This window comes from Flavobacterium sp. (assembly GCF_965657075.1).
GTDB lineage: Bacteria > Bacteroidota > Bacteroidia > Flavobacteriales > Flavobacteriaceae > Flavobacterium.
On record NZ_CBFHMV010000008.1, the window covers coordinates 1 to 26,208 of the forward strand.

General features: G+C 31.8%; 18 protein-coding genes. 8 read left to right on the forward strand and 10 right to left on the reverse strand.

Translation table 11 applies throughout. The features are described 5' to 3' along the window. On the reverse strand, positions 1–5,361 hold a 5,361-nt coding region (locus tag ACTF56_RS06690; protein ID WP_438966139.1), incomplete at its 3' end, for a choice-of-anchor L domain-containing protein. 248 nt (positions 5,362–5,609) lie between these two features. Between ACTF56_RS06690 and ACTF56_RS06695 the strand changes: the two genes are divergently transcribed. Continuing rightward, entirely contained in the window at positions 5,610–6,356 is a 747-nt protein-coding gene (locus ACTF56_RS06695; RefSeq protein WP_438966140.1) for a UDP-2,3-diacylglucosamine diphosphatase, read from the forward strand. On the opposite strand, the gene ACTF56_RS06700 is transcribed toward ACTF56_RS06695, so the two are convergent. The 4 genes from ACTF56_RS06700 to ACTF56_RS06715 all read right to left on the reverse strand — a co-directional run bounded on the left by ACTF56_RS06700 (position 6,353) and on the right by ACTF56_RS06715 (position 11,558). After that, complete coding sequence (locus ACTF56_RS06700; RefSeq protein ID WP_438966141.1) at positions 6,353–7,621, reverse strand: MFS transporter; 1,269 nt, start codon at positions 7,619–7,621, stop codon at positions 6,353–6,355. The genes ACTF56_RS06695 and ACTF56_RS06700 overlap by 4 nt on opposite strands. Positions 7,622–7,654: 33 nt before the next feature. Beyond that, a complete protein-coding gene (gene recJ / locus ACTF56_RS06705; RefSeq protein ID WP_438966142.1) occupies positions 7,655–9,361 on the reverse strand; it encodes a single-stranded-DNA-specific exonuclease RecJ in 1,707 nt (568 codons plus the stop codon). Positions 9,362–9,813: 452 nt separating this feature from the next. Next, positions 9,814–10,485, reverse strand: a complete 672-nt coding sequence (gene rsmI / locus ACTF56_RS06710) for a 16S rRNA (cytidine(1402)-2'-O)-methyltransferase (protein WP_438966143.1) — start codon at positions 10,483–10,485, stop codon at positions 9,814–9,816. Positions 10,486–10,532: 47 nt separating this feature from the next. Further along, positions 10,533–11,558: a hypothetical protein gene (locus ACTF56_RS06715; protein ID WP_438966144.1), complete on the reverse strand. Its 1,026-nt coding sequence runs from the start codon at positions 11,556–11,558 to the stop codon at positions 10,533–10,535. Between the two features lie 103 nt (positions 11,559–11,661). On the opposite strand from ACTF56_RS06715, the gene ACTF56_RS06720 reads away from it, so the two are divergent. The 7 genes from ACTF56_RS06720 to ACTF56_RS06750 all read left to right on the forward strand — a co-directional run bounded on the left by ACTF56_RS06720 (position 11,662) and on the right by ACTF56_RS06750 (position 21,289). Continuing rightward, on the forward strand, positions 11,662–12,255 hold the full coding sequence (locus ACTF56_RS06720) for a thymidine kinase (protein WP_438966145.1): 594 nt from the start codon (positions 11,662–11,664) through the stop codon (positions 12,253–12,255). A gap of 1 nt (position 12,256) precedes the next feature. Continuing rightward, positions 12,257–14,698: a bifunctional UDP-N-acetylmuramoyl-tripeptide:D-alanyl-D-alanine ligase/alanine racemase gene (locus ACTF56_RS06725; RefSeq protein ID WP_438966146.1), complete on the forward strand. Its 2,442-nt coding sequence runs from the start codon at positions 12,257–12,259 to the stop codon at positions 14,696–14,698. Between the two features lie 70 nt (positions 14,699–14,768). Beyond that, positions 14,769–15,176, forward strand: a complete 408-nt coding sequence (mscL, locus tag ACTF56_RS06730; protein WP_438966147.1) for a large conductance mechanosensitive channel protein MscL — start codon at positions 14,769–14,771, stop codon at positions 15,174–15,176. 183 nt (positions 15,177–15,359) lie between these two features. Continuing rightward, positions 15,360–16,349 (forward strand): aspartate-semialdehyde dehydrogenase, encoded by a 990-nt coding sequence (locus tag ACTF56_RS06735; protein ID WP_438966148.1) that lies wholly within the window; start codon positions 15,360–15,362, stop codon positions 16,347–16,349. 155 nt (positions 16,350–16,504) lie between these two features. Next, positions 16,505–16,804 (forward strand): hypothetical protein, encoded by a 300-nt coding sequence (locus ACTF56_RS06740; protein ID WP_438966149.1) that lies wholly within the window; start codon positions 16,505–16,507, stop codon positions 16,802–16,804. Positions 16,805–16,910: 106 nt separating this feature from the next. Further along, a complete protein-coding gene (locus ACTF56_RS06745; RefSeq protein WP_438966150.1) occupies positions 16,911–19,115 on the forward strand; it encodes a TonB-dependent receptor in 2,205 nt (734 codons plus the stop codon). 53 nt (positions 19,116–19,168) lie between these two features. Continuing rightward, positions 19,169–21,289: a prolyl oligopeptidase family serine peptidase gene (locus ACTF56_RS06750; RefSeq protein WP_438966151.1), complete on the forward strand. Its 2,121-nt coding sequence runs from the start codon at positions 19,169–19,171 to the stop codon at positions 21,287–21,289. Between the two features lie 73 nt (positions 21,290–21,362). On the opposite strand, the gene ACTF56_RS06755 is transcribed toward ACTF56_RS06750, so the two are convergent. From ACTF56_RS06755 to ACTF56_RS06775, 5 genes are all read right to left on the reverse strand, one after another. Next, the gene (locus ACTF56_RS06755) at positions 21,363–22,160 is read right to left on the reverse strand and encodes a T9SS type A sorting domain-containing protein (RefSeq protein WP_438966152.1); all 798 of its coding nucleotides are present in this window, start codon (positions 22,158–22,160) and stop codon (positions 21,363–21,365) included. Between the two features lie 104 nt (positions 22,161–22,264). Continuing rightward, positions 22,265–22,996: a monofunctional biosynthetic peptidoglycan transglycosylase gene (mtgA, locus tag ACTF56_RS06760; protein ID WP_438966153.1), complete on the reverse strand. Its 732-nt coding sequence runs from the start codon at positions 22,994–22,996 to the stop codon at positions 22,265–22,267. Positions 22,997–22,999: 3 nt separating this feature from the next. Further along, a complete protein-coding gene (locus tag ACTF56_RS06765; RefSeq protein WP_438966154.1) occupies positions 23,000–24,112 on the reverse strand; it encodes an NAD(P)/FAD-dependent oxidoreductase in 1,113 nt (370 codons plus the stop codon). Further along, a complete protein-coding gene (locus ACTF56_RS06770; protein ID WP_438966155.1) occupies positions 24,112–24,804 on the reverse strand; it encodes a DedA family protein in 693 nt (230 codons plus the stop codon). Before ACTF56_RS06770 ends, ACTF56_RS06765 begins: the two co-directional genes overlap by 1 nt. Positions 24,805–24,897: 93 nt before the next feature. Beyond that, entirely contained in the window at positions 24,898–26,160 is a 1,263-nt protein-coding gene (locus tag ACTF56_RS06775; protein ID WP_438966156.1) for a dicarboxylate/amino acid:cation symporter, read from the reverse strand. Positions 26,161–26,208 lie beyond the last annotated feature (48 nt).

Sequence of the window (26,208 nt, forward strand, 5' to 3'; positions counted from 1 at the left end):
TTTTCCATAACGGTTAAATATGCTTAACTTTTTAACATTTAAGCCCGTTAAATCAAAATTCTCATTCAAACCATCTCCATTTGGTGAAATACCTTTTTGAATCGTACATAAAATACTATTAACCATAAAGGCAGTAGCACTCGATGAACATAAAGTATTATTAGCCAATGTAACAGAAACTGTACAAGTAAACTCACCATCTGAAGTAGGAACATATGTAGCACTGTTAGTACCCACAACATCATTAGAAGAATTTCTCCACTCATAAGTAACCGCTTGAGTACCCGCTCCACTTACTGTAGCTGTTAAGGTATAAACATTATCAATACAATCACCCTCAATACTAACAATCTCAGGAGAATTTGTAATGGTAATAGCGTAAGTACCCTCAGAAGTACAATCAGGAGTAGTACCACTCGAAGCTAAAATATATAAAGTCTGACTCGTTGTAACCGTAGAACCAGCAGCTAACATAGAACCAGAACCATTACTACCCGTATAATAAGAATTACCTGAAATTAAAGACGGTAATACAAAACTATTACATGCAGTAACTGATGTATTAGCTAGTGGGTCAAGAAGTGGAGCAGTGTTAATTGTAACTTCAAAACTTGATTCATTAGTACAATTAGGTGTTGTTCCTGTTTGAGCATAAATATATATTGTTTGCGAAGATGAAATTACATCACCTGCATTCAACATAGTACCTGTAGCTCCTGGCCCAGTATAATAATTATTATTAGAACTTAATGATTCTAAAACATATGAATCACATTCAGAAACATTGTTTTTAACATCAGCTGAAATTGAATTTATAGTTATTAAAAAACTACTTTCTGCAAAACAGTTTGGATTTGTTCCAGAATCAGCATAAATATAAAGTGTTTGGGTAGATGAGATTACATCACCTGCATTTAACATTGTACCTGTAGCCGCTGGACCCGTGTAATAATTATTATTTGGATTCAATCCTTGCAAAGTATAACTATCACAAAAAGTAACGTCTGATAACATATCTGGCGTTGGAATTGGAGTAATAGTAACTGTTGTACTTTGAGTAGCAGTACATCCCGAATTATTTACAACAACTGTATAAGTTCCAGCTTGTGATACACTGATAGTATTTCCAGTATCAGGTAAAGTATTTGTTCCTAAAGTCCAAGTATATGTAACATCAGCATCAACAAAATTAATTGGTGTAACTGTTATATTTCCTGAAGATCCATCACATAAACTAAAATCAGGAGTTACTGTGAATTGAGGTGTTAAATCCTGAATGATTAAATCAAAATCGAAAACTTTTTGACAACCTGAAGCTGTATTTATAATTCTAACATAAATCGTTTCTAAACCTTGAATCACATTTGTGTAAGCCGTATCAGGGTTGATAGGATTTAATCCATCCTCAGCGTCTACCGAAGAATTGTGATACGATATTGTGTAATCTGATGGATTTAAGCCATTTAAAATAACAGCATTATTTTCAGTTAAATCAAAAGTAGCAAAACCAGTAGCGTTACAAGCTATCAAATTATTAGGTTCTGAAGCTGTTAAATCTGGATAAAATTCGATAGTTAAACTATCCGTTGCTGCACATGTTGAACCAATATAGGTCGCATTAATGGTGTATGTTGATTCGTCTGTTACTGTTAAATTAGGTCCAGTCTCGCCAGGAATTACACCTGCATTGTTTGTCCAGAAAAAGGTATAATCATTAGGATCTAAACCACTTACAATAGTATAAGATTCACCAGCACAAATTGCATTCCCATTTGCCTCTAAAAAGTCATCTCCTAATTCAATAGTTCCAATATTAAAACTGTTAGCTTTCAAAAACACACCAGAATCGTAAGCATTATCCGATCGGTCTGCAATTACCATTTTAATATGATATTGAATTAAAGGAGTTACTTGTGAAGCAGCTGTAAACTGAACTGTTTGACCGTTAAAATTTGTTGCTGCTGTGGCAGTGTTAGGTGCACCATTAAAAACATCAAAGTAAGTTGGATTGACCGATGCACAACCAGCATTATAAGCTGCATCTCTAACCGTTACAACAGATATTGGTGTTGTAGTATTTGGAACTAAAGCTAAATTTGAAGTAGTATTAGTTATAGTATTAGTTAACAAAAACGCGAACGAATCAGAAAAAGAGCATTGGAAAGTACCGTATTCATCCGATGCAAACATAAAATCAAAACTGATTTGATCTACTAATGGTACAAAATCAAATTCTATAACCGTTGCATTTCTTGAATTCATTGCCTGTCCTGTTGCAGCAAGTATGATTGCTTCTAGATCTGCATCACCTGTCCAAGCTGTATTTCCATCACTTAAAATAGCATTATTTGGTCCTGAAATTTTTAGAGCATCTCCTGTCGTCATAACAATACCGTTACCAAAAGGTAGAGTTCCTGGCGCATTTTCTTGGAAATAAGCAATTCCATTTGTTGAACCAAAATTATTAGTATTACCTGTTTTCCAAGTAATATTTGAAATTTGAGCACATGGAGAGTTCACTAAAACATCTGTAATTAATTCTTGAACTGTATATTGAGTATTATTCACAGATATTGGAGGTGAAGTTACACAAACATCAAAGTTAGCAAACTGTCCAGTTGTTGCTGTTGCAGAATATACTCGAACTAAATAAGTTGCCCCAGGTGTTAAATTTGTTATTGAGCCAGAATCCGGAAGACTACATAATAACTGAGTTAAAGCTCCACAACTTCCAGAATAAACTACAAAATTCAAATCGGTTACAGTTCCATTAATATTTAATAATGATATTATATGTGAAGAATTAGTAGCAGTAAATTGAAACCAAACATCATCATCATCTGAACCTCCACAAGCATTTGTCTCAGGAGAAGCAGTAGCACTTGAGATAGTTCCCGAAGTAAAGTTTGTACATGTATTACTTGGATTTGGCACTACTGTTAAAGGTGTTGCACAATCGTCATTTGATGGTGGTGGTGGTGGAACACTTATACACAAATCAAATGTAGTTGTTTGTAATAAATCAGTTGTTGCTGTATAAATTCTAACAAAATAAGTCTGATTAACTGTCAAACCAGTAATTAATGAAAAGTTTGAAGTTGTATTACATAAAACTTGAGTAAGTGCATCACAAGGAGTTGTTGCATTTAAAGAAGAATAAACGGCATGATTCAAATCTAAATCTGAACCTTGAATGTTATCTAATGTTAGAGTATGAGATGTTTGAGTGGCGACAAAAGAATACCAAACATCATCATCAGGAGATCCAGCACATGTACTTAATTGCTGAGACTGAGTAGCTCCAACAACTGTCCCTGTTGTAATTAAAGTACATGTTCCATCCGTGTTTACGGGAACATTTATTGCAGCAGTACAATCGTCATTAGCTGGAGGTGGTGGTGGTGTTATACATGTTGTATTTAGTGTAAAAGTTCCTTGTGAAGTTCCTGCACCATATACGTAAACAAAATATTCTTGTCCAAGTGCAGTAGCTATTTGTACTTGAGATTGATTACCACATCCTGCAAAATTATCATTTCCAGTTACACAAGTAAAATTACCACATGCACCTGTATAAACTTGAAGTTTTGTATCGTAAGTTGATCCACATAATGAAAATGTTACTATATCTCCAGTTCCTGTATATTTATACCATAATCCACCTGATCCCGGACCAGTTCCACAGGCAATTGTTGGAGCTCCAACTGATGTTGCTCCTTCAGTTGTATCTGAAAATGTACTGTTACATGTTATATCGATTGCATCTGCACATAAATTATTAGGTGCTGGACAAAAAGTTTGTGTTAAAACAGGACTGTTTTTAAAACAGTTGTTATCTGTAGTATTTTGCAAATTAATTATAACATTTGTATTATTATCAAATGGCCCAAATTGTATTAATCCTGGTGCTAAAAGAGTTTCCGTTGTAGAAACTGGACTTGTAACTCCAACTATTGACGTTGCAGATCCCATATTTGATACATTTGCTGTTACAAAAAATGTATCTGTACCACTTGAACAGTTTGAAACTACATTAAAAGTTGCACTAAGGTTAGTACAAGTATTTTTTACTATTGTTAGAGTATAATCACAACTTTGATTTGTTCCATTTGTACCTGCAAAAGTTGAAATTACTACATAATACGTTTGACCAGCAACTGGTGTGAAAATAACTTGATCTGCCGTTGTGTTTCCATTTCCTGCGGTACTTCCAGCCACACAGCTTACTCCAACATTAGAACATCCTGTGTAAACAAATAAACCAGACCAGTTGGTGTTGGTTTGATTTGTAATTTTTATTGGATCATTACTGTCCGCAACAAAAGTGTAGAAAACATCATCTCCATTTAAATAACCAGCGGTTGTACTACAACCTGTTCCTGGACTTCCACTATAATCATCTCCAAAACCAAGTGTAGAACCTGAAACTTGATAAGGAATACTAGCTACCGTTATTGGAGCATCACAAGTTTGACCTGGTGATGAAGAGGTAAAATTAAAAGGGCCAACCCATTCACTGGTAATACCATCAGCACATAAAGCTCTTACATAAAATTGATAAGCTGTTGAAGGCATTAATCCAGGATAAACTACTGAAGTTCCTGTAGCAGGTACAATACCTAATGAAAGTCCAGTTAATGTATCAAAAACTTCAACTTCAAAATTAGTTGCTGTTGAATTATTAGTCCAACCAAGAGTAGCCGAGTTTAAACCGATATTTGTAGCTGTTAATAACGTTGGGTCTAAACATTGAGAAACAACTTTTACATCGTCTAATAAAAAACGATCTCCAAAGTCATTAGTCATTTCAAATGCGATGTAAACTTGTGTTCCAGCAGGATAAGCTGCCAAAGAAACTAATTGTTCCTCATAAACACCATTAACTGTATTGATTGCAGGATTTCCAACACCTGTTTCAGAATATGTTTGAACCGTTGTAAAATCTCCTGCTACTAAATTGGCTTGAGGATTACTTGATGTTGATACTCTCACAGTATAAACGCTTCCTGCATTTCCTCCTGTAACTTGTCTTGCAAAAAAACGAAGTTGACCGTTCGCAGGTACTGTTATTTGTGGTGTTACTAACCAATCGGAAGCAAAAGTTCCATTAGTTACATTTTCACGATTTAGATAAGCAGAACGTGAGCCTGCATAAACTGCTGGGTTTGGATTTTCGACAACATTCCATGTTTCATTTAATCCAACACCATTATCAAAAACCCTCCAATTTCCTGAACCAAGTGTCCAGTTTCCTGATGCTTCAGGTAAGTTTGTTCCTTCAAAACCTTCTTGTAAAACGATTTGAGAAAAACCAACTAAAGAAGAAAGAGTCATCAATAAAATTAATGTAATTTTTTTCATTTGTGATATAGTTTGTGTGATTGTGTTTCAAATATATGCAAAAGAAAAGTTAAAATCCGAAAGAAATGGTAAATGCAACAAATTTGAATGTATTTGTTATGATTTTAAATGTGAATGAATTTTAATTGCCTTTTATTAGTTCCTCTAAATTAAAAATAGTATCGACTCGATACAACTCATGAAATTTAAAACTTTAGTCTGAATTCCTTTCCTTTTTTATATATTTGAATTTTATAAATAATTTTTAAGTGTTTAAAAAAATATATTTTGCCTCAGACCAACATTTTGGTGCTCCAACTCCCGAAGAAAGCTTTCCAAGAGAACAAAAATTTGTGGCTTGGTTAGATGAAGTAAAAAAAGATGCCGAAGCTATTTTTTTATTAGGAGATTTATTTGATTTTTGGTTCGAATACAAAACAGTGGTGCCAAAAGGTTTTATTCGTGTTTTAGGAAAATTGGCTGAAATTAGAGATTCTGGCATTCCTATTTATTTTTTTGTAGGCAATCATGATTTGTGGATGCATGATTATTTTGAAAAAGAATTAAACATTCCTGTTTATCACGATAATAAAGAATTCATCTTTAACAACAAAACCTTCTTAATAGGTCATGGTGATGGAAAAGGTCCTGGAGACAAAGGATACAAACGCATGAAACGTGTTTTTACGAGCCCATTTTTTAAAAGTTTATTCCGTTGGCTTCATCCAGACATTGGAGTTAAGTTAGCTCAATATTTATCTGTTAAAAACAAATTAATTTCTGGTGCAGAAGACGTTAAATTTTTAGGAGAAGAAAATGAGTGGTTGGTGCTATATGCTAAAAGAAAATTAGAAACGAAACATTATAACTATTTCATTTTTGGACATAGACATCTTCCAATGATTATTGATGTTGGAGAAAATTCCAAATATGCAAATCTTGGAGATTGGATTGGTTATTTTACTTATGGTGTTTTCGATGGAGCAACTTTTGAGTTAAAAAAATTTGAAAATTAATTTTCATTTTCCAAATCCTCAACATCTTTTTCTAAGTCCAATTTTATAAACTTTGGTAAAGCAAAACTTGTAAAAGAAACTGTAAGCAATGTCATGACACCTCCAAAAACAACAGCATTTACAACACCCATTAATTTTGCTGTTAAACCACTTTCAAAAGCTCCCAATTCATTTGAAGAACCTACGAAAATAGAATTTACAGAAGCAACTCTTCCTCTCATGTGATCTGGTGTATGCAATTGGAGAATTGTATTTCGAATAACAACCGAAACTCCATCAAAAACGCCACTCAAAAACATCGCTAAAACAGAAATCCAGAAAATTTCTGAAACTCCAAAAACGATAATACAAACTCCAAACATGAAAATGGCTCCTAGTAACTTTATACCAGCTTTTCTATTTAAAGAAATGTAAGCCGAAAATAGCATCATTAAAAAAGAACCTAAAGCTGGTGCAGCTCTCAAAACTCCAAAACCTTCTGAACCTACTTTTAAAATATCTTGAGCAAAAATAGGTAATAAAGCTACAGCTCCACCAAATAAAACGGCAATCATATCTAATGAAATAGCTCCTAAAATCGTTTTATTCGTAAAGACAAAATTCAAACCTTCTTTTAAACTTTTGAATATGGGTTCTCCAATTTTTGGATTCAATATTGGTTTTTTCTCAATTTTAGTTAAGGTGATTAAAGCTAAAATAGAACAAGCAAAAACCAAACACAAAGACCAATGAACTCCCATAAAACTAATTGAAACACCTGCCAAAGCTGGACCAAACATAGAAGCCAATTGCCAAGTAGAACTACTCCAAGTTGCTGCATTTGGATAAACCTTTTTTGGAACAATTAAGGATAATAAAGAGAAAATAGTTGGACTAATAAAAGAACGAACTAAACCTCCAAAAAACACCAAAGCATAAACCGTATAAAGAATTGTTTTCAAGGACAACTCTTTTGTAAACTCAGGAACCGTTATTAAAAACAAACCTAGACTTACTACAGAAAAACCTAAAATACATTTGATTAATAATTTTTTCTTTTCGCTTTGATCTACTATATGTCCTGCAAACAAAGCCATTGAAACTGCAGGAATAATTTCCATTAAACCTATAATTCCTAGTGACAAAGGGTCTTTAGTCAAACTGTAAACTTCCCATTCAATAATTACAAATTGCATCGACCAGGCAAATACCATGGCAAATCGCATGAAAAGAAAAAAATTAAATTCTTTATAACGTAAAGCTGCGTAGGGATCTTTTTTTGCCATATTTTGTATAAAATTGCTGAGCGACTAAGATGCTTAGTTACTAAGCAACTTTGATTCTAAATCTCGTAATCGTAATTGCAAACTCACATTGCCGTTCCATTCATTTTCTTCAATAGAATACACCACATCAAATGAATTGAAGTTTTTGGTTAGTTCTAATTTATTTCCAATTCCAAAACCAATTGCTCCAATTCCTTCTGAGTTTTGTTGTTTTAAAAACAAACGTAAATGCTCATCCTCTTTTCCCATTGGTTTTCCATGACCTGTATCGATAACATTTTTTGTTAAGAAAATTGGATGCATGTTTTGTGGACCAAAAGGTTCAAATTGTTCCAAAAGCCTTACAAATTTCGGATTAATATTTGAGAAATCAAGCTCAGCATCGATAGAAATTTCAGGGATTAACAAATCGGGATGAATGGTTTCTTGTACTGTTTTTTCGAAAGCATTCTTGAAGTTTTGGTAGTTTTCCTCTTTCAAAGTCATTCCTGCAGCATACATGTGACCGCCAAATTGCTCTAAATATTCGGCACAAGCTTCCAAAGCATTATACACGTCAAAATCTTTAACAGAACGTGCTGAAGCTGCTAACTTATCTCCACTTTTCGTAAAAACTATAGTTGGGCGATAATATTTTTCAATTAATCTAGAAGCTACAATTCCAATTACACCTTTATGCCAATCTTCTTGATAAACAACCGATGAAAATCGCTTTTCTTCTTGATTTTTTTCAATTTGAAGTAAAGCTTCTTTGGTGATTTGTTGGTCTAAACCTCTTCTATCGGTGTTGAATTCTTCAATATCTGAAGCAAATTCTGTGGCTTGTTCTAAGTTGAATTCTGTTAACAATTGAACCGCGTAATTTCCGTGTTTGATTCTTCCTGCTGCGTTTATTCTTGGAGCCACAATGAAAACAACATCAGTAATGGTAAGCGTTTTCTTTTTAATATTCTGAGTTAAAGCCTGGATTCCTGGTCTTGGATTTGAATTTATAACTTCCATTCCAAACTTCGCTAAAACACGATTTTCTCCAGTCATTGGAACAATATCTGCTGCAATTGCTGTAGCTACTAAATCCAAATAAGGTAAAAAATGTTCAATGGTTTGATTGCGATTTTGACCTAAAGCTTGAATCAACTTAAACCCAACACCACAACCGCATAATTCGTCGTAAGGATACAAACAATCTTCCCGTTTTGGATCTAAAACTGCAATGGCTTTTGGTAAAATGGTTCCTGGTCTGTGATGATCGCAAATAATAAAATCAATTCCTTTATTGTTAGCATAATCAATATGATCAATGGATTTTATTCCACAATCTAAAGCAATAATTAGTGAAATTCCGTTGTCTTCTGCGTAATCTATTCCTTTAAAAGAAATTCCGTAACCTTCATCATATCTGTCTGGAATGTAAGTATCGATATTGGGATAAATTGTTTTTAAATAACTTGAAACTAAAGAAACCGCTGTTGTCCCATCAACATCATAATCACCAAAAACCAAGATGTTTTCTTCATTTTTAATGGCATTTTCGATTCGATTTACGGCCAAATCCATATCTTTCATTAAATAAGGATTGTGTAAATCTTCTAAAGTGGGTCTGAAAAAAGTTTTGGCTTGTTCAAAGGTTTCGATGCCTCGCTGTACTAATAAAGTCGCAATAATTTCATCGACTTGAAGTTCATTTTGTAGGTGTTGAACTTTTTGTTTTTCTGGCTTAGATTTTAAATTCCATCTCATTTTGAAAAATTTAGAAGTTAGAATTCTGAATTTGAATTCAGTTGTTATGGCGTATATAATTGAAATGCAAATGTATAAAGTTTTTTTAAAATATTTTAATTTCTAAAAATTATTATCCACCCATTGAACATCCTTTACATTGAATGCTAAATATTTTTGGCAACCATAAAATTATGTTTACTCCAAATAAAAACAAGAAATAAATTACTGCATTTCGTTTTTTCTTTAAAAATGATATTAAAGAAATTAAACAAAGAAACACAGCTAGCAAAAGCAATGCAATAGCAGAATAATCCGCATTAGCTGTATGGCTATTTACTGATTTTTGAATATAATTAAGAATCACAAAATAAATAAAAATATTAATTGCTATAACAGAAAATACAAAAAATGTTATGATTTTAGAGTTCTTCATTCCTATTTCTGATTACTAAAAAACTGAACACTGAACACTATTTTTTTCCACCAACCACAACAACAATTTCCCCTTTTGCAGGTTTGGCTTCAAAATGTTTTAAAACTTCTTCTGCTGTTCCTCTAACGGTTTCTTCATGTAATTTTGATAATTCCCGTGAAACAGAAACAGGTCTCTCTGCTCCAAAATATTGGATAAATTCAGTTAATGTTTTGTTTAATTTATGAGGAGAAACATAGAAAATCATGGTTCGTGTTTCGTTTTCTAAGGCTAAAAAACGTGTTTGTCTTCCTTTTTTATCGGGCAAAAATCCTTCAAAAACAAATTTATCGTTTGGCAAACCACTATTGACCAACGCTGGCACAAAAGCAGTTGCACCAGGTAAACATTCTACTGGAATATTGTTTTCCACACAAGCTCTTGTCAACAAAAATCCTGGATCAGAAATCGCTGGTGTTCCTGCATCGCTGATTAAAGCAATATTTTCTCCAGCTTCTAATCGTTTGATGATATTTTCAACGGTTTTGTGTTCGTTGTGCATGTGATGACTGTGCATGTGTGTGGAAATCTCAAAATGTTTCATCAATTTGCCACTATTGCGCGTGTCTTCGGCTAAAATTAAATCGACTTCTTTTAAAACTTTAATCGCTCTAAAAGTCATATCATCAAGATTACCAATTGGTGTTGGAACTAGAAATAATTTTCCCATAAATTTTGGAAATAGATTCTGAATCAAGTTCAGAATGACAAATTGTGTTAATTAAATTTCTTTTCTACAATTTCTAAAAATCTTGTTTCATATTCTTCTTGTCCTGCCCAATTATTGTAATCTGGTTTTACAAAATCAGTGATGAATGAACTGGCTTCGTCAAAAGAATCAAAAGTATTTAGTTGTGAAATTACACGATTGAAATCATCCGCACTTCCGCCAAATAATTTTTTTTCAAAAGCAATTCTGTCATTCAACCCAAAAGAAATTCCATTGTTTAATCGATCGTTCAGAGATATCGTTTTAGGCTCTTGTTTTTCAACTGTTTTAGACTTATAGCTAAATTCTTCCTTTTTAGTTTCCACAACTTTTTCAGGAATGATTTCAGCAACTTGTTCTATTTCTTCTTTCTTATCAAAAACTACATCTGCCGCATTTGCTACTTCTTTTGGAGTATCTTCTACACGAACAAATTCTGGTTCTTTATAAGATTCACCTAACAAATCTTCAAATGAAATTTGTTGAGGAGCATTGGGTTTTGAAACTTCAAAACTATCATTTTTTGAAGGAATTTCGTCTGAAACATTCTTTTTATTAGACATTTCAGCAACAATTCTATTAATATCTTCAGCAGTGGCATAAACTTCTTCTTTAGGTGTTTCCGCTTTTTCAGGAACAACCTCAGCAATAACTTCTTCTATAATTTTTTCTTCTATAATTTCAGTTGGAGCAATAGTTTCTGCCACAATTTTTTCTTGTTCTTCTATAACTTCAATAGGCTGTACAATTTCTTCAACTTCAGCAATTGGTTCAGCTACATCTGCTACTTTATCTTCTAAATCAGTTGCTTCAACAGCAGCAATATTAGCCATTTGCTCTAACTTTTCTTCTAATTGTTCTTGAGAAATATCGTTTTTTAAAGTTTCGAAATTTTCTTCATAAAAACGCAAAACCGTTAATTGTTCGTATAATTTTTTTGCTTCTCTCTGTAAAAGAACTGTTTCCGAACGATTTTTTAGTTTTAAAACTCGGTGTGCAATGCTTATTAATTCGCCTTCTAGCTTTTTCTTCATAACTTTATAGAATAGAATAGAGTTTATAGATGATTTTTTTGATAAATTTGTTTCTGATTACAAAAATAAAAGAATTTAGTATTAATCGTCCGAAATATACAAAATGTTTCTTGAAAACACCGTAAATCAACAAGAACAATTTGGCTGGATTGAAGTAATTTGTGGCTCTATGTTTTCGGGTAAAACCGAAGAATTAATTAGACGTCTAAAAAGAGCTCAGTTTGCCAAACAAAAAGTTGAAATTTTTAAACCTGCTGTAGACACGCGTTATCATGAAGAAATGGTTGTTTCTCATGATGCTAACGAAATTCGTTCTACACCTGTTCCTGCTGCCGAAAACATAAGAATTTTGGCTCAAGGTTGTGATGTGGTTGGTATTGATGAAGCCCAATTTTTTGATGACGAAATTATTGCTATTTGTAATGATTTGGCCAATTCGGGCATTCGTGTAATTGTAGCTGGTTTGGATATGGATTTTAAGGGAAATCCTTTTGGACCTATGCCTGCTTTGATGGCAACAGCTGAATATGTAACAAAAGTTCACGCAGTTTGCACACGAACAGGAAACTTAGCTAATTACAGTTTTAGAAAATCTGAAAACGACAAATTAGTCATGCTTGGAGAAACCGAAGAATACGAACCTTTGAGCAGAGCTGCTTTTTACAAAGCCATGAAGGAAAACAAAGAAAATCAATAATTTGACTTTTACACTCCAAAATATTATTCCGGTTATCGATGCAAAATCAGATGAAAATGTACCTGAATTTAGTATTGAAAACATTTCCATAGACAGTCGTTCCCTTCAAAATAATCAAGGAACCCTTTTTTTTGCCTTAAAAGGTCATAACCATGATGCCCATCAATACCTTGAAAATTTAATTGAAAAAGGAGTTCGGTTTTTTGTCGTGGAATATATTCCCGAACATTTAAAAGATAATGCTCATTTTGTTGTTGTAAAAAACACTTTAAAAGCGTTGCAGCAAACAGCAGTTTTTTATCGAAATTTATTTAGTTTTCCAACTATCGGAATTACTGGAAGCAACGGAAAAACCATCGTAAAAGAATGGTTGAATTTCTTATTAAGTCCAGATTTTACTATTGTTAGAAGTCCAAAAAGTTATAATTCGCAAGTTGGTGTTCCGTTATCTATTTTTGGAAGTAATGAAAATCACAATTTAGGAATTTTTGAAGCTGGAATTTCGACTTCCAATGAAATGGAAAACCTTCAAAAAATCATCCAACCTAAAATTGGAATTTTTACCCATTTAGGTAATGCTCACAATGAAGGATTTTCTTCTTTAACAGAAAAAATTGAAGAAAAAATAAAACTTTTTAAAGATTGTGAAATTGTAATTCTTGAAAAAGAAGATGCTATTGAAAAACTACTTACTTCTGAAACCATAACTTGGAGTTTTAGTGATAAAAATGCAATAGTTTTTGGTGAGAAAAAAAGCAAGAAAAATAGTTTTACTACTCTTACAATAACTTACAATAACAATTCATTTCAAGTTGAAATTCCGTTTCAGGATGAAGCTTCTTTGTCCAATGCAATGACTTGTATTTGTACTTTATTATATCTAAAATATGATACGAATGTAATTGCCGAAAGAATTAAAAATTTATATCCTGTTGAACTTCGCTTACAAGTCAAAAAAGGAATCAATAATTGCTCTTTGATAGATGATTCATATTCATCCGATTATCAGTCACTAAAAATGGCATTAGATTTTTTAGAGCAACAAAAATTACATCAAAAAAAGACTTTAATTCTTTCTGATATTTTTCAAAGCGGTTTGCCTTTGCAAGAATTGTATGAAAAAGTTAAAAGCTTGATTAAAAACAATAATATCAATCGCTTTATTACGATTGGAGATACTATTGGCACTTATTTGAAAGACATTCCAAATATCATTTCATTTTCTTCAACACAAGAATTTTTACAGCAATTCAATCTAAATTCTTTTGAAAATGAAACTATTTTAATAAAAGGAGCAAGAAGTTTCGATTTTGAAGAAATTGTAGTGATTTTAGAGGAGAAAAATCATGAAACCGTTCTTGAAATAAATTTAGATGCTATCAGTTATAACCTCAACTTTTATAAATCCAAATTGAAACCTGAAACCAAAGTTATGGTTATGGTTAAGGCTTTTGGCTATGGCAATGGTGGTTATGAAATTGCTAAACTTTTAGAACATCACAAAGTAGATTACTTAGGAGTTGCTTTTGCCGATGAAGGTATCGAATTAAGAAAAGCAGGAATCACTATACCAATTATGGTCTTAAATCCAGAAAACAGTAGTTTTAATGCGATGATTGCTTATGATTTAGAACCCGAAATTTATTCGATAACAGGATTAAAAGCTTTTTTAAAAGTAGCTCAACAACGCAATATTTCTTCCTATCCTATTCATTTGAAAATGGATACAGGAATGCATCGTTTGGGATTTCAAAAAAACGATTTAGAGGTATTATCAGAAATTCTTAAAAACAATAATTTTATTTTTATAAAAAGTATATTTTCTCATTTAGCTGCTAGTGATGATTTGACTTTCAAATATTTTACTTTAAATCAAATACATTTGTATACCGAGTTTTATGACAATATTAGTTCTTCTTTAAATCATAAACCTTTTCGACATATTTTAAATACTTCTGGTATTTTTAATTATGCTGAATTTCAAATGGAAATGGTTCGTTTAGGAATTGGTTTATATGGTGTTGGAAATTCAGAAGAAGAAAACAAGCAATTGTTAAATGTAAGTACTTTAAAAAGTATTATTTCACAAATTAGAACAGTAGAAGCAAATGAAAGTATTGGCTACAGTCGAAAATTTATGGTGAAGGATAACATGCAAGTAGCAACTATTCCGATTGGATATGCTGACGGAATTCGAAGAGCTTGGGGAAATGAAAAAGGCTACGTGCTAATCAACAATCAAAAAGCTACTATTTTAGGAAATATTTGCATGGACATGTTAATGGTTGATGTTTCAGAAATTAAGTGCAAAGCTGGAGATGAAGTGATTATTTTTGGAGAAAAACCACATGTAAAAGAAATTGCTAACGTTACATTAACCATTCCTTATGAGGTTTTTGTCGGAATTTCACAACGAGTAAAACGTATTTTTTATAAAAATTAAAACAAATGTTAATTTTTTTTTTAAATTCGTTCTGAAATAAAAAAACAAAACAAATTTAAAATCAAAAATTATGTTGAAAGAATTTAAAAATTTTATCATGACAGGAAACGTTATTGAGTTTGCTGTTGCTGTGATTATGGCTGGTGCTGTAAATGGAGTTGTGAAAGGATTTGTAGACGATATAGTAATGCCAATTGTTGGTTATTTTTCAGGAGGTGTTGACTTTGCTGATAAAAAAATCATTTTGACTGAAGCTGTTGCTGCTAGTGAAGGAGTAACTGAAGTTATTGAAGTTGCTATTCGTTATGGTGCTTGGGTGAACACAATTGTAAACTTAATTATTGTTGGCTTTATCATGTTTTTATTGATTAAAGGGTACAATAAAATGAAAAAGCCTGTTGTTGCTGAAGCTCCTGCTCCTGCTGGACCAACACAAGAAGAATTATTAGCAGAAATTAGAGACTTATTAAAAAAATAATCAATACCGCTACATTATATATTCTAATTTATACTGAATTCATTTCAGTACTAAACCCTGAAATAACTTCAGGGTTCTTTTTTTTATAAAAAATAGCGTTTTATAAAGTTTTGTGAAATTTTAAAAAAGAAATATAACAAATTGTTTTATTAACTACTTTTGCACTAATAAATTTAAAAAACTATGAAAATAGCAGTTGTTGGTGCCACCGGAATGGTTGGTGAAGTAATGTTACAAGTTTTAGCGGAAAGAAATTTTCCAGTAGCGGAATTAATTCCTGTAGCCTCTGAAAAATCTGTTGGAAAACAAATTGATTACAAAGGTAAAAACTATTCCGTAGTTGGTTTACAAACTGCAGTTGAAATGAGACCAGATATTGCTTTATTTTCAGCTGGTGGAGAAACTTCATTAATTTGGGCTCCAAAGTTTGCTGAAGTTGGAACAACTGTAATAGACAATTCTTCTGCATGGAGAATGGATCAAACTAAAAAATTGGTAGTTCCAGAAATCAATGCTTCAAGTTTAACTAAAGAAGATAAAATTATTGCAAATCCTAATTGTTCAACAATTCAAATGGTTTTAGCATTAGCTCCTCTGCACGATAAATATAAAATTAAGAGAATCATTGTTTCTACATACCAATCTATCACTGGAACTGGTGTAAAAGCGGTTCAACAATTAGAAAATGAATATGCTGGTACAAAAGGTGAAATGGCTTACAAATACCAAATCCACCGTAATGCTATTCCTCAATGTGATGTTTTTGAAGAAAATGGTTACACCAAGGAAGAAATGAAACTGGTTCGTGAAACTCAAAAAATATTAAACGATAAAACTATTGCAGTTACGGCAACCGCTGTTCGTGTGCCAATTGTTGGTGGACATAGTGAAGCTGTAAATGTTGAATTTGAAAATGATTTTGAAGTTAATGAAATTCGTCAAATTTTACACAACACAAGTGGCGTAACAGTTCAAGATAACATAGATACTTTTACGTATCCAATGCCTTTGTATGCTCAAGGAAAGAATGATGTTTTTGTGGGTAGAATTCGTAGAGACGAAAGCCAACCAAACACATTAAACATGTGGATTGTCGCTGATAATTTACGTAAAGGTGCTGCAACTAACACCATTCAAATTGCTGAATATTTAGTGGCTAATAAATTAGTTTAAAACTAAAAAATCAATCTTACATACTAAAACCACAAATTAACTTATTGGGAAAGCCTAAAAAATAGTTAATTTGTGGTTTCTTTTTATTTTTCATATTCAAAAAAAGTATTTTTGCATCGATGAAGAAAAAATTGCAATTTATTAACTTAAGTTTGATGCTAGCAGTATTACTTGCTGTATGCTATCAATCTTTGCATGCTTTTTCTCATCAGTTAAATGAAGATTTTGAACATAATCATTCGAAATCTAATAAAAATTTAGTTTATAAAATTTCTGAAAAAAAAGATTGTCCTGTTTGTGATTTCAAATTTGCAGCTTTCCTTTCTCCAGAGGTTTTTACTTTTAAATTTACTCCATTTTACCAAAACGTTACTTATCTATTTTCAATTCCTGAAAATGTAATTGCGTTTAGCGGAAGTCTTTATTCTTTAAGAGGTCCACCCAATTTTATTTAATACATAGGTTATTTACGAATGATTAAATGTTAATCATTCCATTTTTTTATGCTTGTAATTCATAATTGCAAAGCAAAACTTCTATTTATTATTTAAAACATTTATAATGAAACAATTATATATCTTATTATTTGCATTTGTATCAACAATAGCATTCAGCCAAAATCATATAAAAGGAAACATCAAAGCTGAAGATCAAACCAATTTAGAAAACGTAACTATTCAAATTATTGGAACCAATTTATACACACAATCTGACAAAAACGGAGATTTTGAATTAAAAGATGTTCCAAATGGAAAAATTGATTTAGCTTTTTACTTGATCGGTTACGAACAAAAAACAATTTCATTAACTAACACAGAAAAAGAAAAATTAATAAATGTTATTTTAAAAGAAAAAGAACAACATTTAGAAGCTATTGTAGTTTCTGCTATTTTCAACAAAACACAATCGCAAACCGTAATGAAAGTAGAACATAAAACTACTGAAGAAATGCAACGAAATGGAGCTTCTTCTTTAGTTGATGGTTTAACCACTATTCCTGGAATTTCTAATTTATCTACAGGAAACTCTATTGGGAAACCAGTTATTCGTGGTTTAAGTAGCAGTCGCGTTTTGGTTTACACTCAAGGTGTCCGATTAGAAAACCAGCAATTTGGAGAAGAACATGGTTTAGGTCTAAATGCCAACGGAATCGAAAGTGTAGAAGTAATCAAAGGACCAGCTTCCTTATTATATGGTTCAGATGCAATTGGTGGAGTTATCTATTTTAATCCAGAAAAATTTGCTCCAATTGGAGAAACAAAAACAAATATTACTCAACAATTTTATTCTAATACAAACGGAACTTCAACCTCATTTGGAGTTAAGTCTTCTCCAAGTAACTGGAAATTTTTAGCAAGAGGAAATTACACTTCGCATGAAGATTATAAAATTTCTTCTGGAGATAAAGTAATCAACACACGTTCCATTGAAAAAGATTTTAAAACAGGAATTGGTTATTCTAACTCTGATTTTTCAACAGATTTTCGATACAATTACAATAATTTAAATTTGGGTTTACCCGAAGAAGATTTAGTTAATGAAGGCAACAGAAATCCTTTGTTTCCAAAACAAGAAATTGACAATCATATTTTGAGTTTAAACCAAAAAGTCTATTTCAAAGATTCGAAATTAGAAGCTGATTTAGGGTATAGTTACAACAACAGAAAGGAATTAGAAGCTCCTGATGAAATTGCGCTTTACATGAAGTTGAAAACGGCTAATTACAATGTAAAATATTATTTGCCTAAAATAAAAAACATAGAAACTATTGTTGGGGTTCAAGGCATGCATCAAATCAATGAGAATTTTGGAGAAGAATTGTTAATTCCAAATGCAGTTACAAATGATATGGGTGCTTTTGCTACATTTAATTACGAAAAAAATCAACATGCTTTAATTGCTGGAATTCGTTTTGACAACAGAAAAATAGAAACAGAAACTCATGGAGAAGCTGGAGAAGAAGGCTATTTTGAAGCCATCAACAAAAAATTCCAAAGTTTCAATGCTGCTTTAGGATATAAAACAACTTGGACTTCAAAATTTACCTCAAGAATTAATGTAGCTTCTGGATTTAGAGCACCAAATTTATCTGAATTGACTTCAAATGGTGTACACGAAGGAAGCAATCGTTACGAAATTGGAAATTCTAATTTAAAAAACGAACAAAATTTTCAAGTCGATTTGAATTTGGAATACAAAAGCGAACATTTTGAAGTGTTTACCAATGGTTTTTACAATCACATCAATAATTACATTTTTATTTCACCAACTGGAACAATGATTCAAGATAATTTTGTGTTTGATTACGTACAAAGTAATGCCTATTTATTTGGAGGAGAAGCCGGAATTCACTTTCATCCACATCCATTTGATTGGCTGCATTTGACTAGTAGTTTTGAGTCGGTTACAGGTAAACAAAGTAATGAGGAATATTTACCTTTAATTCCTGCAAACCAATGGAAAAACAATATTCGTGGCGAATTTAACATCAAAAATTGGCTTACAAAAGGCTTTGCATCATTACAAGTAAATCATACTTTAGCACAAAATAATTTTAGTGCATTTGAAACCAAAACTAACGATTATACTTTAATAAATCTTAGCTTTGGCGGAACAGTAAAACTTGGAAAATCGTCAATTGACCTTACTTTAAATGCCAACAACCTTTTAGACAAAACCTACATCAACCATTTATCCAGATTAAAAACTGATGGCATTCCAAATATGGGTAGAAATGTTATTCTTGGAATGAATTTCAAAATTTAACAAAGCTTTAATAATCAATTTGTTAAATTTGTAAGAGAACTAAATTATTACATATGAAAAAAATTATACCAATGGCTCTGGTTTCACTAACCATTTTTTCGTGCAAACAAGAACAAAAAACTGAATTAGACATGACTGTAAATTATCCCGAAACTAAAAAAGTTGATACTGTTGACGTTTATTTTGGCGATTCGATTGCTGATCCTTACAGATGGTTAGAAGATGATAATAGTGAAGAAACCAAAGCTTGGGTAAAAGCTCAAAACGAAGTTACTTTTGGTTATTTAGATAAAATTCCATTCAGAAAACAAATCAAAGAAAGAATGGAAAAGTTATGGAATTATGAAAAGATTTCAGCACCATTTAAAGAAGGAAGTTATACTTATTTTTACAAAAATGATGGTTTGCAAAATCAGTCTGTTCTATACAGAAAAGATGCAACTGGAAAGCAAGAAGTGTTTTTAGATCCAAATACCTTTTCAAAAGATGGAACAACTTCTTTAGGCGGACTTAACTTTTCAAAAGATGGTTCGCTAGTGGCTTATGCTATTTCTGAAGGTGGAAGTGACTGGAGAAAAGTAATTGTAATGAATGCTGTTTCCAAAGAAATTATTGGAGATACCATTGTTGATGTAAAATTCAGTGGTATTTCTTGGTTCAAAAATGAAGGGTTTTATTATTCAAGTTATGATAAACCAAAAGGAAGCGAACTTTCTGCCAAAACAGATCAACACAAATTATATTTTCATAAGCTAAATACTTCTCAAAAAGAAGATAAAGTAGTTTTTGGTTTAAACGAAAAAAGAAGATATGTTGGCGGTGGCGTAACTGATGACGAAAATTATTTGATAATTTCTGCAGCTGTTGCAACCAATGGAAATGAATTATACATCAAAGACTTAAGTAAAAACGGTCCAATTGTAAAAATTGTAAACACCTTTGATTACAACAATGATTTTATTGATAATGTTGGAACAAAATTCTATTTATCAACTGATTTTAATGCTCCAAACAAGAGAGTAGTTACGTTTGATTTAGCGAATCCGAAAATGGAAAATTGGGTAGATTTTATTCCTGAAACGGAGAATGTTCTTTCAGTTTCCACTGGTGGTGGTTCTATTTTTGCAGATTATATTAAAGATGCTGTTTCATTCATCAAGCAATATGACTATGATGGAAAATTAGTTCGTGATATCAAATTACCTGGCATTGGTTCTGCAGGTGGTTTTGGTGGAAAAAAAGAAGAAACAACCTTATATTATTCTTTCACAAATTACACAACTCCTGGAACTATTTATTCTTATGACCCAAAAACAGGAACTTCTAAAGTATATGAAAAACCAAAAGTAGATTTCAAATCGGAAGATTACGAGTCTAAACAAGTTTTTTATACTTCTAAAGATGGCACTAAAATTCCAATGATTATTACTTATAAAAAAGGAACTGAATTGAATGGTAAAAACCCAACCATCTTATACGCTTATGGTGGATTTAACATCAGTCTGACACCAAGTTTCAGTATTGCTAATGCAGTTTGGATGGAAAATGGTGGTGTTTATGCTGTTGCAAATTTACGTGGTGGTGGTGAATACGGTAAAAAATGGCATGACGCAGGAACTCAAATGAAAAAACAAAATGTCTTTGACGATTTTATTGCGGCAGCCGAATATTTAATCCAAGAAAAATATACTTCATCTGATTATTTAGCAATTAAAGGGGGTTCTAATGGTGGTTTATTAGTTGGTGCTACAATGACTCAAAGACCAGATTTAATGAAAGTAGCTTTACCAGCAGTTGGAGTTATGGACATGTTGCGTTATCATACCTTTACAGCTGGTGCTGGATGGGCTTATGATTATGGAACATCTGAAGATTCAAAAGAAATGTTTGATTATATCAAAGGATACTCTCCTGTTCATAATGTAAAAGCAGGAACAGCTTATCCAGCAACTTTGATTACAACTGGTGATCATGATGACCGAGTTGTTCCTGCTCACAGTTTTAAATTTGCTGCTGAGTTGCAAACCAAACAAACAGGCCCAAATCCAACCTTAATTCGAATTGATGTAAATGCTGGTCACGGTGCAGGAAAATCGACTGAAGCTATTATAAATGAGCAAGTAGATGTTCAAGCGTTTACTTTATACAATATGGGTGTTAGAGAGCTGAAATAATTACAATATATTTTAAAATAAAAATCCCGTTTAGCTAATTACTAAACGGGATTTTTTATATTTTAAAACTACATTAATAAGGATTTTTCACAATTCTCTTAATGGTATAATTTCTATCTGCATTTTGAATTTTCAACAAATAAACAGCATCAGCATATTTAGTAAAATCAATTTGTGTTTCAGATTCATTGGTTTTGTAGGTTCTTAATAATTTACCGTTATAATTATAAACATCTATTGTATTTTCTTCTGTAATTAAATTAGAAATAGTTATGATATCAACCACTGGGTTTGGATATAAAACAACATTTATCTCAACAACAACATTTACATCATCTGTTAAGGGTGCACAAACTATACCACCATTATCATAATTTGTCCCATAAGAATCCTCATTATTTCCACCTGATATTGTATTGCTAAAATCACCACCTAACATTCCAGGCGCACTTGAACTTGGATCTGAACCGTTTATAAATAATCTTAATCCAGCTTCACAAGTACCGGTTGGAGATAAAAATGAAAATATCAATTTTTCTTGATTGGCTACAAAATTAATTAAAGCACCAGCAGAATCTATACCGTGAAAATCAAAGTCTGTGTTTGCTTGAGGTGCATATATTTTTGAATTATCGCCCCACGAACCTGCAGCATGTGACGTTAATAATAAAGCTTGATCTGGAAATGAATTTGGAACAACAACTGAAATTTGAGAAGGACCCCAAGTAAAATTGTTTTGAGTGAAATTTGGTTTTGCATAAACTTCATATCTTGTTGAAGCTGCATTGTATTTTAGCGTTAAGTCAATTAACTGTTGCCCTACAGAAAATTGAACAGCAAATAACATTAAAAAAAAGGTTATTTTTTTCATAATATTTAATTTTTGTCTTTAGATAACAAATATATAATTAATTTTTTTGAAAATTTAGCAAAACCCTAATAATCTGCTTAACAGCATAATAAATCGTTTAATAACTAGTATTCTAATTTTATATAATCTATGTATTTTGATATTTTTGCTTTTCTTTTTTTTATGTATGCAGATGAATTTGATGCTTTGTACTTTCTAGGACTAGGTAATATTACAGCAATTCCTGCAGCTTCCGATTTACTTAAATTTTTGGCATCCTTACTATACCAATGCTTTGATGCGGCTTGAGCACCATATACTCCATTACCCATTTCAATACTATTTAAATAGACTTCCATGATGCGTTCCTTACTCCAAAACAATTCAATTAATACTGTATAATAAGCCTCTAAACCTTTTCGTAAATAACTTCTTCCTTGCCAAAGAAATACGTTTTTAGCCGTTTGCTGACTGATAGTACTTCCTCCTTTTATTTTTTTTCCTTTTTCGTTGTTTTCAATGGCTTTTTCAATGGCTTTTAAATCAAAACCGTTGTGTGATAAAAAATTTCCGTCTTCACTAGCAATAACAGCTTTTTGAAGATTTGGAGAAATTTCTTCAATTGGCACCCAATCGTGACTGTATATTATTTCTTTACCATCCATTTTTTGTTCAATAGATCTGATGACCATTAATGGTGTAAATGGAACAGGAACAAATTTGAAAAGCAACACCAAAAATAAACTTATGATATTGAACCACAGGAAAGCTTTCCAAAGGAATCGAATTACAATTTGACCTCTAGTACGTTTACTATTGGAAACTGCCTTTTTGCTTGAAGTTATTTTTGTTGCCATATATTATATTAAATCCGCTAATTCTTTACCAATTAAACTACCCATTGCTACACCCATTCCTCCTAAACGAACACCACAATAAACATTACTTGAAAGTTGTTCTACAATTGGATTTTTGTGATTTCCTATACCCATTATCCCACTCCAACGCTGTTCAATTTCAAAATTTTGATTGGGTAAAATTACATCTTTTAGTAATTGCTCCAACTTATTTTGAATAATTTCTGTTTGATATAATTCGGTTGTGGTTTCACCTTCAAAATCTAAATTTCTTCCACCACCAAAAAGAATTCTGTTTTCAATATTTCTGAAATAATAATAGCCTTTGTCTAAATGAAAAGTACCTTTTATAGCTAAATTTTCGATAGGTTTTGTAATTAAAACTTGAGCTCTTGCGGGTTTGACTTGATTATTTGTAAGTTTAGAGGCAAATCCATTGGTTGCAAAAAGTAGTTTGTTTATTTTAAAGGAAATTTCATTAGTAACTACTTCTACAAATGAATTATTATCTGTAAATGAAGTCACATTTTGTTGGTTTAAAATTAGAATATCGTTGGAAATTGCTTCTTTCAACAAAGCTTGCATCATATTTCCAGTATCAATTTGTCCTTCAAAAGGATTGAAAATTAGATATTCAAAAATCTCTTTGAAATTAAATCGATCTACTTCTTTAGCAAAAACATCTGCTTTAAAAACAGGTTTTAAAATATCGTTGATAAATGGAATTTTCGAAACACATTCATTATAAAACGCTTCATCTTTTTTTAAGAATAATTCATAACCTCCAAAAGGTTTGTAATCCAAAACTTCATCGCCTAAGCGTTTACGTAGTAATTGTAAACCATTCACTCTTTTTTGAACCAGTTGAATAACTTCTTCTTCGGAATGGGTTTTTAAATCGTCTATGATTTCAGAAATACTTCCAAAACAAGCAAAACCAGCATTTTTTGTACTGGCTCCTTGTGGTAAAATTCCTTTTTCGAGTACTAAAATTTTACTTTTTGGAAATTTTACTCTCAATTCTAAAGCACAATGCAAGCCTACGATTCCACTTCCAACTATAGTGAAATCTACATTAGAGAACCAGTTTTTTAATTCCCAATAACTTAGTTGCATTATTCAGGAGTATTAGAATTCACCTTTCTAGATTTTATAGCTTTCATTACTAATGGAAATGTGGTAACAGCTATCAATATTAAAATAATTTTTTCAATATGTTTTTTTAAATCTATGTCAAATTCTGATAAAAATAAGTCATATAAATAATGTCCTGCAAAAACTAAAGTAAAAGACCAAAGTAGTGAACTCAACACATTATAAAACATAAATCTACCTTTTTCCATGTGAACAATTCCAGCTATTATAGGAACAAAAGTTCTGACAATAGGTAAAAATCTTGCAAAAATGATTGCTTTTCCACCATGTTTTTCAAAAAATTCTTGTGATTGGTATAAATATTTTTTCTTAAAGAAGAAACTATCTTCTTTAGCATATAAAAACTGACCGCTTCTAGAACCAAACCAATAACCAAATATATTTCCTACAGTTGCAGCTGCTGCAATTAATAAAGCTAAAACAGTAACATTTGAAAAATCACTAGGAATATAAAAGAACGTTTCCACTAATTCTCTGCTATAAATTCCTGATAAAAACAACAAACTATCCCCTGGCAAAAAGAAGCCCGCAAACAAACCTGTTTCAGCAAAAACAATGAACAAAACCATGTAAATTCCAATAGGTATACCTCCTACTTCCATAGTAATATAGAATTCGGGATTAAAGAGTTTGGTCCAATGAAAATCGTTCATTTATTATATATTTTTTGCCACAAAGGCACTAAGGCACAAGGTTATTTTGTTTTGAAAACTGTTCGGTTTTGTCTTAATACTTAATACTTAAAATTATTCTAACCTATCTACTGATTTTGCTACAACCATCGCCACTGCTGCGTCACCAGTTACATTAACGGTAGTTCTGCACATATCTAAAGGTCGGTCAATGGCAAATATTAAAGCCAAACCAGCTTCTGGAATTCCAGCTTGTGCCAAAACGATTACCAACATAACCATTCCTGCACCAGGAACAGCTGCACTCCCTATTGAAGCTAATGTTGCAGTAACAATTATTCCTAGTTGAGCTCCAAGGGTTAAATCCATACCAAAAGCTTGAGCAATAAAAACGGCTGCCACTGCCTGATATAAACTCGTTCCGTCCATATTTATTGTGGCACCGATAGGCAAAACAAAACTGGCCACTTCATCATCAACTCCTAAATTATCTACTACTCTTTCCATAGTAACTGGTAAAGTTGCTGCAGAAGAACTTGTTGAAAAAGCCAATAACTGAGCTGGTGCAATTCCGTTTAAAAAGAATGTTGGACTCTTTTTAGCAAACACTTTTACAATCAAAAGATAAACTCCAATCATAAGAGCTAATCCAAATAAAACAGAAATTCCATACATTCCTAAAGCTTTGAATAAATCCGCACTTGGAGATTCAGCCACTAAAGAAGCTAATAGAGCAAAAACTCCAACAGGAGCAGCTAGCATTATTAAATCAATCATTTTGAGAATTACTTCATTGAAACCATCAAAAAATGCCTTAACTGGTCTAGAAGTTTCTTCTGGAATTAAAATCATAGAAATTCCGAAAAACAAAGCAAAGAAAATGACTTGCAACATACTTCCATTATCTGTAGCGGATTTAAAAATATTGCTTGGCACAATATCTTCTAGAGCCTGTAAAGGTCCTGCTTCATTTTGTTTGTTGGCTGCTTCAATTTTTGAATTAGCTTCACCTGCAAAATTAGCTAACAACTCTGTTCTCGTTTCTTCTGAAATAAAACTTCCTGGCTTAATAATATTTACAATGGCTAATCCAATGGAAACGGCAAGCACCGTTGTCATGATGTACAAACCAATAGTTCTTCCGCCCATTTTTGAAAGTTTAGAAATATCTTTCAAATCCGAAACACCTTTGATAAGGGAACCTAAAATTAAAGGAACTGCAATTAGTTTTAAAAGGTTTATAAATATATTACCGAAAGGTTTTATCCAATCTACAATAAATTGTTTTCCCCAATCCATTTGAACTAGTAAAAAAGCAAATACTACTCCTAAAACCATTCCCAATAAAATTTGCCAATGCAATGCTAATTTTCTCATTAAATTCTTTTTTGCTTTTAAGTTGTGAAAATACTTATATTTTTTAAA

Excerpts from the sequence above, each read along its gene's own strand:
- ACTF56_RS06720 (WP_438966145.1), top strand. The coding sequence starts at position 11,662 with ATGTTTCTTGAAAACACCGTAAATCAACAAGAACAATTTGGCTGGATT.
- ACTF56_RS06755 (WP_438966152.1), bottom strand. The coding sequence starts at position 22,160 with ATGAAAAAAATAACCTTTTTTTTAATGTTATTTGCTGTTCAATTTTCT.
- ACTF56_RS06740 (WP_438966149.1), top strand. The coding sequence starts at position 16,505 with ATGCTAGCAGTATTACTTGCTGTATGCTATCAATCTTTGCATGCTTTT.
- ACTF56_RS06750 (WP_438966151.1), top strand. The coding sequence starts at position 19,169 with ATGAAAAAAATTATACCAATGGCTCTGGTTTCACTAACCATTTTTTCG.
- ACTF56_RS06715 (WP_438966144.1), bottom strand. The coding sequence starts at position 11,558 with ATGAAGAAAAAGCTAGAAGGCGAATTAATAAGCATTGCACACCGAGTT.
- ACTF56_RS06700 (WP_438966141.1), bottom strand. The coding sequence starts at position 7,621 with ATGGCAAAAAAAGATCCCTACGCAGCTTTACGTTATAAAGAATTTAAT.
- mscL (WP_438966147.1), top strand. The coding sequence starts at position 14,769 with ATGTTGAAAGAATTTAAAAATTTTATCATGACAGGAAACGTTATTGAG.
- ACTF56_RS06735 (WP_438966148.1), top strand. The coding sequence starts at position 15,360 with ATGAAAATAGCAGTTGTTGGTGCCACCGGAATGGTTGGTGAAGTAATG.
- rsmI (WP_438966143.1), bottom strand. The coding sequence starts at position 10,485 with ATGGGAAAATTATTTCTAGTTCCAACACCAATTGGTAATCTTGATGAT.
- ACTF56_RS06745 (WP_438966150.1), top strand. The coding sequence starts at position 16,911 with ATGAAACAATTATATATCTTATTATTTGCATTTGTATCAACAATAGCA.
- mtgA (WP_438966153.1), bottom strand. The coding sequence starts at position 22,996 with ATGGCAACAAAAATAACTTCAAGCAAAAAGGCAGTTTCCAATAGTAAA.
- ACTF56_RS06765 (WP_438966154.1), bottom strand. The coding sequence starts at position 24,112 with ATGCAACTAAGTTATTGGGAATTAAAAAACTGGTTCTCTAATGTAGAT.
- ACTF56_RS06775 (WP_438966156.1), bottom strand. The coding sequence starts at position 26,160 with ATGAGAAAATTAGCATTGCATTGGCAAATTTTATTGGGAATGGTTTTA.
- ACTF56_RS06770 (WP_438966155.1), bottom strand. The coding sequence starts at position 24,804 with ATGAACGATTTTCATTGGACCAAACTCTTTAATCCCGAATTCTATATT.
- recJ (WP_438966142.1), bottom strand. The coding sequence starts at position 9,361 with ATGAGATGGAATTTAAAATCTAAGCCAGAAAAACAAAAAGTTCAACAC.